Raw genomic sequence first — 12,792 nt, forward strand, 5'->3', positions numbered from 1 at the left:
TCCTTTCAGAGCGTGGCGTGCAAGGCCGAGCGTGACGTGGGCACCAGGCGGTGGCCCTCGGCCGGGTGGGCGAGCCAGGGGGCGAGCGCGGGCTGGGCGTTTCGGGCCCACGCACCACTGCGGGCGAAAGCGTCGAACGCGTCGGCGTGATCGAACAGGGCCAGCCCCACCAGCACGGGCTCGCCCTCGCGCACCGGCAGGCGCCGGTAGTTGTTGGGGCTGTGTTCCGTGACATACCAGCCGATCCGCCGCGCGCCGCCTTGCCGCAGCACCGGTGACAACACCTCGCGGCACAGGGCCAGCAGATCGCTGCCAGCCGGTGCATGAAGAGGGAACACGGTGGCGTCGAGCAGGCCCGCGGGCTGGTCGGTGGCACCGGGTGCGGCGCGAGCGGATTTCGCGCCGTCGATGCCGGCGCCGGCCCACGCCGGCCGCAGCAGGAACACGTCGTCCGAATCCACCATGGTGGCGTTGGCCGCGTCGCGGTGGGCCTGCCATACAGGGCCGCCGTAGAACGCGTCCAGGCCGGCAGCGCGTTCAGTCATATCGGCAAAACCACGCAACCAGACGAAGCGGTTCTCGTCGTCGAGGTCGCGGAACTGCCCGATCACGCGCAGGCCCAGCGCTTCCTGCGTTTCGATGAATTCGCGGTCGAACAGCTCGATGAGCGCCTCACGCTGTCCGGGGTGCAGCGTGTAGCGGCGCAGTTCGACGATGGGGGATTCGGTCATGGGCGCAGCTCCTGAAAAAACGATAGGCCGATGATGCGCGGCATAACCTGACAAGGCGTGTCATGTTTAAATCCGGTTCATGCAAGCCAGCCGTCTTCTCTCCATCCTCATGCTGCTGCAGGCGCGTGGGCGCATGACGGCGGGCGCCCTGGCCGAGGCCATGGAGGTGTCCGAGCGCACCATCCTGCGCGACGTCGACCAGCTCTCGGCCGCTGGCGTGCCGCTGTGGGGCGAGCGCGGGCGCCAGGGCGGCTTCCAGTTGCGCGAGGGCTGGAGCACCCAGCTCACCGGCATGACCGAGCCCGAGGCGCACGCGCTGCTGCTCGCCGGTCTGCCGGGGCCCGCCACCGAGCTGGGCCTGGGAGCGGCCGCGGCCTCGGCGCGCCTGAAGATGGTGGCCAGCCTGCCCAGCGGTTGGCGCGAGCAGGCCGATCGCGTGGGGCAGCGCCTGCACATCGACCCGGTGGACTGGTACCGCGCGCAGGACGCACCGAAGTTCCTGCGCGAGGTGGCCGACGCGGTCTGGCGCGCGCGTCGCATTCAGGTGCGCTACGAAAGCTGGAAGGGTGAAGCCTTGCGGATGCTGGAACCGCTGGGCCTGGTTCTCAAGGCCGGTGCCTGGTACCTGGTGGCGCGCCCAGCCGGCACCACCGCGAGGGCTGATGCCGTGCGCATTTATCGGCTGGCAAGCCTGCTGGAACTCAAGCTGGGTGCGACCTTCCGGCGACCCACAACCTTTGATCTGGCGCGCACCTGGCAGGCGTCTGCTGCGCGCTTCGAATCGGAACTGCGTTCGGTGGAGGTGCGAGCCCGCGTGACGCAGCGCTGCCGCAAGTGGCTGGCGAATGCGCGCATGCCTTTCAGCGACGAGGGGGGTGACGAGGTGACGGTCCGCGTCGAATCGGTGGAGCAGGGTGCCAGGCAGTTGCTGGCCTTTGGCGATGAGATCGAGGTGCTGTCACCACCCGCGTTGCGAGAGCGCATGGAGCAGCAGGCGGCGGCGGTGCTGGCTCGGTACAGGAAGCGCTGAGGCTTCAGGTGCCTGGTGGCAGATGGATGCCCTTGAGCAACTGCCGCATTGAATCCCCCACCTCCTTGCTGCTCGGCGGGGGAAGACGGCCGCTTTCAATCAAGCGAGCCACCAGCAGCAGCAAGGTGTCCACATCGAAGGGTTTGGGCAGGAAGGCGTCGTAGTCACGGAAGACCTCGCGCACCACGTCTTCGCTGGTGGCGCTCATGAAGATGAAGGGGGTGTGGGTGAGGCTGGCATGGCGGCGCACCGCCTCACCCAGTTCTCCCCCGTTCATGGTCGGCATCATGAAGTCGGACAGGATCAGTGCGGGTTTCTCTCCTTGCAGAAGGTCCATCGCGGCCTTTCCGTTTGAAGCGATCGCCACCCGATATCCGGCGGATTCCAGCAGCATCTGCAGGACTTCCGCGTTGCCATATTCGTCTTCGACGACCAGGACCAGTTTCATCGACCCGGCCCGTTCATGCACTGGAAGGCCGGCTGTCCGACACGGCGATGTGCACGTCAACGGCAGTGCGGTTGGGATGGCTGCCCCTCACTTTGGTCATGTCGAGCATGCGCCGCCGGCCTTGCGCCGTATCGGTGGATGGACTCCCAAAGGTAAAGGCATTGTCGAACAGGCCCACGATGCCCTCAGCCAGGGGCGTGCCCGCGGCAATCGACAAGGCTGCAGGGTCGACGGTGAACAGCGAGGTCACACCACGTCGACGGAGTTCGCACAGCAGACGGCCCAGGAACCGGTAGCCGCGCTCCGGGAAAGCCAGCGTGTCGGCAAGGCCTGCAACGCCGTCGACGACCAGGCGACGGACATGAAGCTCGTCCACCAGGCGAAGTATCTTGTGCCCTATTTCGTCCATGGATTCGTCTTCCAGTCCAAGGGGTTCCATGAACAAGGCGCCGGAGTCCACCGCCTCGCCAATGGACAGGCCGAGGTTGGCTCCGGCGCGCTGCAGATCCTGGGCAACTTCCGTACCTGACATCAGAAGACCCGTCTCATTCGAGGTTGCACACGACGCGAATGCCAGGGCCACCGTGGTCTTGCCCGTCCCGCTGTGCCCAATGACAATGGAGGCGCTGCCAGCCAGCAGTCCTTCTTCCTGCAGAGCCGCATCCAGCGCGGGCAGGCCGGTCGAGACGTGCTCAATGGCCTGTTTCACGTCCCATTCGTCGAGTGGCAGGCTTTCCAGCCTCGGAAAAAATTGCAGCCCTTTGCGGGTAATGCAGAACGTATGACTGCCCCGGATGACCTGGCTGCCGCGGAATTTGCGCACCTGCATGCGCCGCTCGGCACGCCAGTGAAAGCTGTGGTCTTCAAAGGCAAAAATGCCGTCGACCATGGTCTGTTCGGCGCTCATGGCGTTGCCATTGCCGCTCGTCAGCACAAGGCAAGTGCACGACATCGCGCTCACCAGGCTCTGCAACTCGTGAACGAACTGCCGCACGGATTCATCGGCGTTCGGCGCGCCGCGGTGCACCACCAACCCATCGATGATCAGCAACGAAGCTCCGTGGCGCGCCAGTTCGGCGCGAAGCAGTCCCTTGACACCCTTCAGCCCATCCTTTTCGAGTTCCCGGTAGCCGCTGATGTAGAACACCTTCGAGTTGACCTGCTGCCGGTCGAAGAAGTCCTGCCCCTCCATGTGTTGCAGCATCCGCGAGTGAGACTCGGCGAGCATCGTGACGTACAGGGTGCGAACGTCGGTCTGTGCAAAGGTGTAGGCGATCTGATTGGCCAGCGTGGTCTTGCCGACGCCGGGAGGACCTTCAAGGATGTACACCCCACCCGCAAAGAGGCCACCGTGAAGGATCTCATCCAGGCCTCGGACCAGGGTCGGCAATCTTTTCATGCTCATCGGGAGAGGGTGATTCATGGACTTTGTTTTGGTATCAACGAAGGATACGGTACGTATCCCCTGCGCAGAGAGTATGTCCGTGCCGGACCGCGAAGTGCAGCGTCAGGCCGCGGTGAACCAGAACGCCGCTGTGCGCATGCCCACCCAGGTGAGCATCAGCGAGCCGAACAGGTGCAGCGCCGAGGTGCCGATGGCCAGGGCGAAGCGGCCGTGTTGAAGCATGGCGATGACCTCGACCGAGAAGGTGGAGAAGGTGGTGAGCGCACCCAGGAAACCGGTGATCACCGCCAGCCGCCAGACGGGGTCGATCTGTGTCTGGCTCTGGAAGAACACCACCGCCACGCCGATCACGTAGGCGCCGATCCAGTTCGCCGCCAGCGTGCCCCAGGGCAGCACGGCGGCGCCGTGGTTGAGCCACAGACCCAGCCGCCAGCGGGCGAGTGCGCCGAGCACGGCCCCGATGGAGATGGCGATGACGCTGTGCATGAAGGCAGCTGATCAGGGGTCAGAACGGCGGGCCGTCGTCGTCCGCGTCGGCGGTAACGGCTTCTCGTTCCACTGGCGGTGCGGCAACGGCTTCGGCACTGGTTGGCGCAGCGCCGAACGCCATCTCGCCACCCAGCGCCTCCATCAGTTCGGGCAACAGCTTCTGCAGCTCGCCGGTCGAGAGCGCCACATCGGCATCGAAGCCGTTCTCGTCCTCGCTGCCCCGGTCTTCGAAAACGCCTTCGAGGAAAGCGAACTTCTTGAGCTGCAGGGATTCGGTGAGCATGAAACCGATGCGGCCTTCCCAGCTCATGGCCAGGCGCGTGGGCAGCTTGCCCTCAAGGATGTGCTTGCGAACCTCGTCGGTGGCGAGGTCATGGCGCGTGAACTTCACGGCCGATTTTTCTTCGTCGGCGGACTTGAGCTCGCACTCGCGCTCCACCGCGAAGCCGCCCGGCCATTCGTCGGGCGTGGTGGCGGAGAGCCATTGCGTCATGGCGGTCTGGGGCGTCACGGCCGTCTGCAGCAGGGTGATGGCCAGGCCGTCGAAGGCGCGCACCAGGGCGGTGACCACTTCGTCGAGTTTGCCCTGGCTGCTGGCGTCCGTCACCAGCCAGCCGTTTTCCAGGTCGATCCACACCCAGGCGGAAGATTGCCGCTCGAAGGCCTGGGGCAGCAGAGCAAGCAGCGCGTCTTCACGCAGTGCCTTGGTTTCCTTTTTGCCCGGCTTGCGGCCGGTGGTGGCCTCGATGTGGTCGGCCGCTTCCTGGGCCTTCTTGCGCACCACGGAGCCGGGCACGCCCTTGGTCTCGATCATCAGCTTGAGGATGCGTTGCCCTGCCACGGATTCCACCAGTGGGCCATGGGCCTCACCGCGCGGCTCCACCCAGCCGACCGACTTGTCCTGGGTGGCGCCGCAAGGCACGAAACGCGCCGCGTCCAGAGCGGCCTCCATCGATTCCAGCGTCGCGGCCCAGCCGGGCGCGATGCGGTAGATCGTCACATTCTTGAACACAGGGATACCTTCAAAAAAACAAGCCCTGCACCCGGATTGGGTGCAGGGCCTGCCTATCTTAGAGGATGGCGTTGGCCTACATCCGCGATGGCAGCCAGCTCACGACTTGTGGGAACCACCAGAGGAGGAGGAGCGCCAGCACCATGATGAAGAAGTAGGGCAGGCACACCCGCGCGATCCAGGTGATTTCCCGCTTCGTCATGCCTTGCAGCACGAACAGGTTGAAGCCCACTGGTGGCGTGATCTGCGCCATCTCCACCACGATCACCACGAAGATACCGAACCAGATCAGGTCGATGCCGGCAGCGGTCACGGTAGGCAGGATCACGCCCATGGTGAGCACGATCATGGAGATGCCGTCCAGGAAACAGCCGAGCACGATGTAGAACAGCGCCAGCGCCAGCAGCAGCACACCGGGCGTCAGGTTCAGGCTGGTGACGAACTCGGCCAGGTGGCGCGGCAGGCCGATGTAGCCCATCGACAGCGTGAGGAACGCCGCGCCCGCCAGGATGAGCGCGATCATGCAGTAGAGGCGCGTGGCGCCCATCAGCGAATCGCGGAAGGTGGTCCAGTTCAGCGAGCCCTGGGCGGCCGACAGGATCAGCGCGCCCACCACGCCCACGGCCGCCGCCTCGGTGGCCGTGGCGATGCCGGTGTAGATGGTGCCGATCACGCCGCCGATGAGCAGGATCACCGGGATCAGGTGGCGCGATTCACTGAGCTTCTGCATGAAGCTCATCCGCGTGTCGCTCAGTGGCACCTTGTCGGGATTGAGCAGCGCCCAGACCATCAGGTGTCCGCTGAACAGTGCGGCCAGCATCAGGCCTGGCAGCACGCCCGCCACAAAGAGCTTGGCAATCGAGACCTCGGCCGCCACCCCGTAGACGATCATGATGATCGAGGGCGGGATCAGCAGGCCCAGCGTGCTCGCACCGCCAAGCGAACCCACGATCTTGTCGGGCGGGTAGCCACGCTTGGTGAGCTCGGGGATGCTCATCTTGCCGATGGTGGCGCAGGTGGCGGCCGACGAGCCCGAGACCGCCGCAAAGATGGTGCTGCCCAGGATGTTGGTGTGAAGCAGCCGACCTGGCAGGGCATTCACCCAGGGCGCCAGGCCACGGAACATGCTTTCCGAGAGCTTGGTGCGAAACAGGATCTCGCCCATCCACACAAACAATGGCAGGGCCGTGAGCGTCCAGCTGCTGGCCGAGCCCCAGATGGTGAGGGCCATGGCGTCACCCGCCGGGCGCGATGAAAACACCTCCATGCCGATCCAGGCCACGCCCGCGAGCGTGAGCCCGATCCAGACGCCGCTGCCCAGCAGCACGAAGAGCGAGACGATCAGCAGGGTGGTGATGACCACTTCATTCATGGCGCGTCTCCACACTTTCATGCGAGCGCTTGCGCCTGAGCTCCAGCACCCATTCGTCGAGCAGCGCGATCAGCAGCACGGTGGTGCCCACGCCCATGAGGATTTGCGGTATCCACAGCGGCGTGGCATCCGCCGAGGTGGAGATGTCGTGGAACTGGTGCGACTGCCAGGCCAGCCGCCAGGCGTAGACCGCCAGCAGCCCGGCGAGCACCACCGCCACCGACAGCGCCCACAACTCCAGGCCGCGCCGCGCGCCGCCGGTGAGCTTGCCGATGATCAGCGTGACCCGGATGTGTTCGCCGCTCTTGAGTGTGTGTGCCAGAGCGAGGAAACCGGCGCCCGCCATGGCGTAGCCCGCGTAGGCGTCGGTGCCGGGCACATAGAACTGCAGCGCGCGGCCCAGCATGGACAGCAGCACCATGACCAGCACACCGATCATGAAAAGCGCGGCCAGCCAGGCCGCACCGGAGTAGAGCGCGTCGAGGAGTCGGCGCATTTACTTCCTGTAGGCGTCGAGCATGGCCTGGCCTTCGGGCGTCTTCTCGAGCCATTCCTTGACCATCACTTCACCCACCTTCTGCATGTCGGCCCGCAGCGTTGCCGAAGGAGGCTCCACCGACATGCCATTGGCCTTGAGCACGGCCAGGGTGTCCGCATTGACCTTTTCGGACGCCTTCCAGCCGTTGGCCTCCGCATCGGCAGCGGCCTTGAGCACCGCATCTTGAGTGGCCTTGTCCAGCGCGTCGAAAGCGCGCTTGTTCACGATCACGGCATTCTTGGGCAACCAGGCCTGAACGTCGTAGTAGTACTTCAGGTGTTCGTAGAGCTTGCTGTCCACACCCGTCGCACCCGAGGTCATGTTGGCTTCCACCACACCGGTGGCCAGTGCCTGCGAAAGTTCGGCGGCCTGCACGGTGACGGGTTGGGCACCCACCAGTTCGGCGATGCGCGCGGTGGCCGGGTTGTAGGCGCGCCATTTGCTGCCCTTGAGGTCGGCGGCGCTGTTCACCGGCTTCTTGCTGTAGATGCCTTGCGGCGGCCAGGCGACGGCGTAGAGCAGCATCATTCCCTGCTCGCCCAGTTTCTTCTCCAGGATGGGTTTCTGCGCCTTGTAGAGCTTCATCGCATCGGCGTAGCTGGTGGCGAGGAAGGGCTGGCCATCCGCACCGAACATCTGCCATTCATTCTGATAGGCCGACAGCAGGATCTCGCCGACCTGGGCCTGACCGCCCTGCACGGCGCGCTTGATCTCGGGGGCCTTGAACAGCGAAGCGCCGGGGTGCACGGTGATTTGAAGCTTGCCGCCGGTGGCCTTGTTCACGTCAGCCGCAAACGCGGCGAGGTTGACGGAATGGAAATTGGTGGCGGGATAGGCCGCAGGCAGATCCCACTTGGTCTGGGCGTGGGCGGCGGTGCTCAGAACGAGCGCCGCGGCGAACAAACCGAATTGGTGCTTCATGGTTTCTCCGGGACAATGGTTGAATGAGAAGGAAACCGAGCATAAATGCAAATAGTGGGCCAGGTATCAGGGTGTTTTCCCCGGGGATGGCGCCGTGAACCTGCGATTCGTTGAAGCGTTTTATTGGGTGGCCTCGCTCAAAAGCGTCACTCGCGCTGCCGAGAAACTCTTCCTCACGCAGTCGGCCATGTCCAGTCGCATCGCTGCGTTGGAAGAGGAGTTGGGGGTGCTGCTGCTCGACCGGCGCGACAAACAGTTCCGTCTCACGGTGGCCGGCACCCGATTCTTCACCTATGCACAGCGGCTGCTGGAGCTGCAGCGCGAGGCCAAGGCCGAGATGGGCTCGGGCGCGCCGTTGGCGGTCTCGCTGCGCATCGGTGCCATCGAGTCGGTGCTGCATTCCTGGCTGATTCCCTGGATCGAGAAACTGCGGGCTGAGCACCCGGGCCTCGCACTGGAGCTCACGGTGGAAACCACGCCCATCCTGGTCGAGCAGGTGCAGCGCGGCACGCAGGATCTGGTGTTTGCCGCGCTGCCGGCTGCGGCCGATGGGGTGCGCAGCCGAAGCCTGCCCGCCATGGAGATGGTCTTCATGGGCCACGCCGCGCGCCACCGCAAACGCCGCTACAGCCTGGAAGACCTGGCCGCGCTGGAGCTGCTCACCTTCCAGCGTGGCTCGCACCCGCACGTGGCCTTGCTCGATCTCTACCGCCATGCGGGCCTGGAGCCTGGCCGGGTGCACACGATCTCGTCGATCTCGGCCATGGTGCAACTGGTTCAGGGGGGCTTTGGCGTGGCCACACTGCCACTCAACGCCGTGCGGCGCATGCAGAACCACCCCGATCTGCGAGCCCTGGCATGCAACACGCCGCTGCAACCGCTGCCTATCCATGCCAGCTACCGCACCGACCCAACCACAGACGCGGTGGAGACCGTGGTGAAGTCCGCGCTGGCCTTTGCGGACGCCCAGTTCGATGGCAGGGCGCGGGGTTCGCGTGCACCATCGGGGCGCACTGCGCCCCGTTCCAGAGCATCGAAAAAATCGATGAGCTGAGCGAAAAATTTTGAATTTGAACTGAACGCACCTGAACTCCACAATCCGCCCAACGTCATCACGGTGACATGCGGACAACAAAGGAGTCGCGGTGGATTCAGATTCGGACATGGCCCAGGCGGCGCGCGAAAGCGCAGGGAAGGTGCGCGAGCGCATCCGCCGGGGCCTCTGGACTTCACACACCAGCGGCCTGGCAGACGAGCATGTGCAGGGCAATGTGGTGATCCTGCCGCAGTCGCTGGCGGGCGATTTTCTTCGCTACTGCCAGCGCAATCCCAAGCCCTGCCCGTTGTTGGCGGTGTCCGAGCCCGGCGAGTTCAACCTGCCTTCGCTGGGGACCGACATCGATATCCGAACCGACGTGCCTCGCTACCGCGTCTGGCGCCACGGTGAACTGGTCGACGAGCCGACCGACATCATGCCGCTGTGGCGCGAGGATCTGGTCAGCTTTGTCATCGGTTGCTCGTTCTCTTTTGAGCAGGCACTGCTTGAGGCCGGTCTGCCGTTGCGCCATGTGGAGCAGGGCCGCAACGTGGCCATGTACCGCACCAGCATTGCCACCGACGCGGCGGGTCCGTTCAGCGGCCCGCTGGTGGTCACCATGCGCCCGCTGCGCGCCTCGGCCGTGATCCGCGCGGTGCAGGTCACCTCGCGCTTTCCCAATGTGCATGGAGCGCCGGTGCACATCGGCGATCCAACGCTGATCGGCATCTCGGACCTCGCCCGCCCGGACTACGGCGATGCGGTGGAAGTGATGCCCGATGAACTGCCGGTGTTCTGGGCCTGTGGCGTCACGCCGCAGGCCGCGATCCAGCAGGCCCGCCCCGAGTTCTGCATCACCCACGCCCCCGGCGCGATGCTGATCACCGACCTTCTCAACCACCAGCTAGCCAGTTTCTGAACCAGGAGCCACCGATGAAAAACATGATGTTCTGCCTCTCTGCCGTCGCGTTCGCCTGTGCCGCTTCGGCCCAGACCAAATGGGACCTGCCCACGGGTTACTCGGCCAACAGCTTCCAGACCCAGAACGTGCAGCAGTTCGCCAGCGAGGTGGACCAGGCCACGGGCGGCAAGCTCAAGATCACACTGCACCCCGGTGGTTCGCTGTACAAGGCCAACGAGCTCAAGCGCGCGGTGCAGACTGGCCAGGTGCCGGCGGCCGAGTTCATCCTCTCGGGCGCGGCCAACGAAAACCCGCTGTTCGGCGTGGACTCGATTCCCTTCCTGGCCACCAGCTACAGCGCGGCGCGCCGCCTGTACGAAGCCGCCAAGCCAGCGCAGGACAAGCTGCTGGCCTCGCAGGGCATGAAGGTGCTCTTTACGGTGCCATGGCCGGGGCAGTCGCTGTACTCCATCAAGCCCGTGAACACCCCGGCCGACCTGGCGGGTACCAAGATGCGGGCGTACAACCCTGCCACCACGCGCATCGCGCAGTTGCTCAAGGCGCAGCCGGTCACCATCCAGCTCGCTGAATTGCCGCAGGCGCTGGCCACGGGTGGCGTGCAGAACTTCCTGACATCCAGTGCCAGCGGTGTGGAAAGCAAGCTGCACGAACAGGTGAAGTACTTCTATCCGGTCAGCGCGTGGCTGCCGCGCAATGCCACGGTGGTGAGCCAGAAGGCCTTCGACGCACTGGACAAGCCCACCCAGGACGCCGTGCTGAAGGCGGCCGCCGCCGCAGAGCAGCGTGGCTGGGTCACCAGCGAGCGGCTCGATGGCGAGTTCATCAAGGAACTTGGTGCGAAGGGCATGACGATCGCGGCGCCATCGGACACCATCAAGAAGGAACTGGCCGCCATTGGCGATGCCATGACAGCCGACTGGATCAAGACCGCCGGGCCTGAAGGTCAGGCCGTCATCGACGCCTACCGCAGCCGCTGACGCGCCTGCGCGTGGCGGGCGCCTTCACCCGCCACGTTTTTCCGATCCGATCCTTTCAACCGAACCAGGAGCGTACGGTGGCTCGACTCGTCTCGAATTTTTACCAGGGGTTGCTCTTCCTTTCCTGCCTGTCGATGGTGGCCGCATTCTGCACGGTGCTGCTCGGCGTGGTGGCGCGCGAGGTGCAGTGGGACATTCCCGGCCTCGATGCCTATGCGGGCTACGCCATCGCGTGCTCGTTGTTCCTGGCGTTGCCGTCCACCCTTCGGCAGGGCGAGCACATCCGCGTGACGCTGGTGCTCGACCGCCTGCCGACCAGGATGCGCGCGGTGCTCGAGTGGGCCTGTCTTCTGCTGGGGCTGGCGATCGCGCTTGCTCTGGCCTGGTACGCCATGCGGCTGGCCTGGGTTTCCTGGACCACGCACGATGTGTCTGCGTCAGCCGACGCCACGCCGTTGTGGATCCCACAGCTCGGCATGGTGCTCGGCTGCATCGGCTTTGCGCTGGCGTTCGGCCAGGCCCTGCTGATGCGCTGGCGTGGCCAGCATTTCATTGCGACTGCCGCTGAAGCTGCACGCACCGAATAAATCCACTTCAAGGAACCGCCATGGATGTTCTGATCGCTGTCGCCTTGATGGCGCTGCTCTTCACGCTGCTTGGCTCCGGCCTGTGGATCGGTCTCTCGCTTCTGGGCGTCGCCTACATCGGCATGGAGCTGTTCACCTCCCGTCCGGTGGGCGACAGCATGATGCTGACCATATGGGGTGCCACGTCGAGCTGGACGCTCACGGCGCTGCCCTTGTTTCTGTGGATGGGCGAAATACTTTTCCGAAGCAAGCTGTCGGACGACATGTTCAAGGGGCTCGCGCCCTGGCTGGACCGCCTGCCGGGGCGGTTGCTGCACACCAACGTGGTCGGTTGCACCATCTTTGCCGCCATCTCCGGTTCGTCGGCCGCCACCTGCGCGACCATCGGCAAGATCACGCTGCCAGAGCTCAAGAAGCGCGGCTACCCGGACGACATCTCGGTGGGCACGCTGGCGGGTGCGGGCACGCTCGGACTGCTCATTCCACCCTCGATCATCATGATCGTGTACGGCGTGGCGGCCAACGTGTCGATCGCCAAGCTGTTTCTCGCGGGCGTCCTGCCCGGGCTGATGCTGGCTGCGTTGTTCATGGGTTACATCATGGTGTGGGCGCTGCTGAACAAGGACAAGGTGCCTGCGGCGGATGCGCCCACGACATTCCTGCAGAAGCTGTACGCCTCGCGTCACCTGATCCCCGTGGTGTCGCTGATCGGTCTGGTGCTCGGGGGCATCTACAGTGGCATCGCCACCGCCACGGAAGCCGCGGCGCTCGGTGTGGGCGGTGCGTTGCTGCTCTCGATGATCGAAGGTTCGCTGAACTGGACCCGCTTCAAGGAGGGTCTGGTGTCCGCCTGCCGCATCTACTGCATGATCGGTCTCATCCTGGCGGGCGCGGCCTTCCTCACGCTGGCCATGGGGTTCATCGGCCTGCCGCGCCACCTGGCCGAGTTCATCGGCGCACTGCAACTCTCCCCCTTTGCGCTGATGCTGTTGCTGGTGGTGTTCTTCATCGTGCTGGGGTGTTTCCTGGATGGCATCTCCATGGTGGTGCTCACCATCGCCGTGCTGCTGCCCACCGTGGAAGCTGCAGGGTTCGATCTCATCTGGTTCGGCATCTTCATCGTGCTGGTGGTCGAGATGGCGCAGATCACTCCCCCGGTGGGCTTCAATCTGTTCGTCATTCAGGGGCTCACCCGGCGTGAAGTCACCTGGATCGCGCGCACCGCGCTGCCGCTGTTCTTCCTCATGCTGGTGGCGGTGCTCATCACGTATTTCGTGCCCGATGTGGTGCTGTGGCTCCCGAGGCACATGCAGGGGTGAAGGGC

14 protein-coding genes are annotated in these 12,792 nt (G+C 64.9%); 6 read left to right on the forward strand and 8 right to left on the reverse strand.

The features are described from left to right. Positions 1 to 5: 5 nt before the first annotated feature. Entirely contained in the window at positions 6 to 731 is a 726-nt protein-coding gene (locus ACTIF6_RS12720; protein WP_439588357.1) for an NIPSNAP family protein, read from the reverse strand. A gap of 79 nt (positions 732 to 810) precedes the next feature. Between ACTIF6_RS12720 and ACTIF6_RS12725 the strand changes: the two genes are divergently transcribed. Then, positions 811 to 1,761 carry a helix-turn-helix transcriptional regulator gene (locus tag ACTIF6_RS12725; protein WP_439588358.1) on the forward strand — a complete coding sequence of 317 codons (951 nt, stop codon included), beginning with the start codon at positions 811 to 813 and terminating at the stop codon, positions 1,759 to 1,761. A 4-nt stretch (positions 1,762 to 1,765) separates the two neighbouring features. On the opposite strand, the gene ACTIF6_RS12730 is transcribed toward ACTIF6_RS12725, so the two are convergent. The 7 genes from ACTIF6_RS12730 to ACTIF6_RS12760 all read right to left on the reverse strand — a co-directional run bounded on the left by ACTIF6_RS12730 (position 1,766) and on the right by ACTIF6_RS12760 (position 7,946). Then, positions 1,766 to 2,209 (reverse strand): response regulator, encoded by a 444-nt coding sequence (locus ACTIF6_RS12730; RefSeq protein WP_439588359.1) that lies wholly within the window; start codon positions 2,207 to 2,209, stop codon positions 1,766 to 1,768. A 13-nt stretch (positions 2,210 to 2,222) separates the two neighbouring features. After that, positions 2,223 to 3,614 carry an RAD55 family ATPase gene (locus ACTIF6_RS12735; protein WP_439588360.1) on the reverse strand — a complete coding sequence of 464 codons (1,392 nt, stop codon included), beginning with the start codon at positions 3,612 to 3,614 and terminating at the stop codon, positions 2,223 to 2,225. 102 nt (positions 3,615 to 3,716) lie between these two features. After that, positions 3,717 to 4,100 (reverse strand): fluoride efflux transporter CrcB, encoded by a 384-nt coding sequence (crcB, locus tag ACTIF6_RS12740; protein ID WP_439588361.1) that lies wholly within the window; start codon positions 4,098 to 4,100, stop codon positions 3,717 to 3,719. Between the two features lie 19 nt (positions 4,101 to 4,119). After that, the gene (locus ACTIF6_RS12745) at positions 4,120 to 5,115 is read right to left on the reverse strand and encodes a recombination-associated protein RdgC (protein WP_439588362.1); all 996 of its coding nucleotides are present in this window, start codon (positions 5,113 to 5,115) and stop codon (positions 4,120 to 4,122) included. Between the two features lie 76 nt (positions 5,116 to 5,191). Further along, a complete protein-coding gene (locus tag ACTIF6_RS12750) occupies positions 5,192 to 6,487 on the reverse strand; it encodes a TRAP transporter large permease (protein WP_439588363.1) in 1,296 nt (431 codons plus the stop codon). Next, on the reverse strand, positions 6,480 to 6,983 hold the full coding sequence (locus ACTIF6_RS12755; protein WP_439588364.1) for a TRAP transporter small permease: 504 nt from the start codon (positions 6,981 to 6,983) through the stop codon (positions 6,480 to 6,482). The genes ACTIF6_RS12750 and ACTIF6_RS12755 overlap by 8 nt, the downstream gene beginning before the upstream one ends. After that, positions 6,984 to 7,946 (reverse strand): TRAP transporter substrate-binding protein, encoded by a 963-nt coding sequence (locus tag ACTIF6_RS12760; protein ID WP_439588365.1) that lies wholly within the window; start codon positions 7,944 to 7,946, stop codon positions 6,984 to 6,986. A 94-nt stretch (positions 7,947 to 8,040) separates the two neighbouring features. Here ACTIF6_RS12760 and ACTIF6_RS12765 point away from each other — a divergent pair, with 94 nt between their 5' ends. The 5 genes from ACTIF6_RS12765 (at position 8,041) to ACTIF6_RS12785 (ending at position 12,787) form a co-directional block, all read left to right on the forward strand. Further along, a complete protein-coding gene (locus ACTIF6_RS12765) occupies positions 8,041 to 9,000 on the forward strand; it encodes a LysR family transcriptional regulator (RefSeq protein ID WP_439588366.1) in 960 nt (319 codons plus the stop codon). Positions 9,001 to 9,109: 109 nt separating this feature from the next. Then, positions 9,110 to 9,901 carry a putative hydro-lyase gene (locus ACTIF6_RS12770; RefSeq protein WP_439588438.1) on the forward strand — a complete coding sequence of 264 codons (792 nt, stop codon included), beginning with the start codon at positions 9,110 to 9,112 and terminating at the stop codon, positions 9,899 to 9,901. A gap of 14 nt (positions 9,902 to 9,915) precedes the next feature. Then, positions 9,916 to 10,881, forward strand: a complete 966-nt coding sequence (locus tag ACTIF6_RS12775) for a TRAP transporter substrate-binding protein (protein ID WP_439588367.1) — start codon at positions 9,916 to 9,918, stop codon at positions 10,879 to 10,881. 77 nt (positions 10,882 to 10,958) lie between these two features. Next, positions 10,959 to 11,468: a TRAP transporter small permease gene (locus ACTIF6_RS12780; RefSeq protein ID WP_439588368.1), complete on the forward strand. Its 510-nt coding sequence runs from the start codon at positions 10,959 to 10,961 to the stop codon at positions 11,466 to 11,468. A gap of 20 nt (positions 11,469 to 11,488) precedes the next feature. Beyond that, complete coding sequence (locus tag ACTIF6_RS12785; RefSeq protein WP_439588369.1) at positions 11,489 to 12,787, forward strand: TRAP transporter large permease; 1,299 nt, start codon at positions 11,489 to 11,491, stop codon at positions 12,785 to 12,787. Positions 12,788 to 12,792: the final 5 nt, after the last annotated feature.

It is taken from the genome of Hydrogenophaga sp. (genome assembly GCF_051860785.1).
GTDB lineage: Bacteria > Pseudomonadota > Gammaproteobacteria > Burkholderiales > Burkholderiaceae_C > Hydrogenophaga.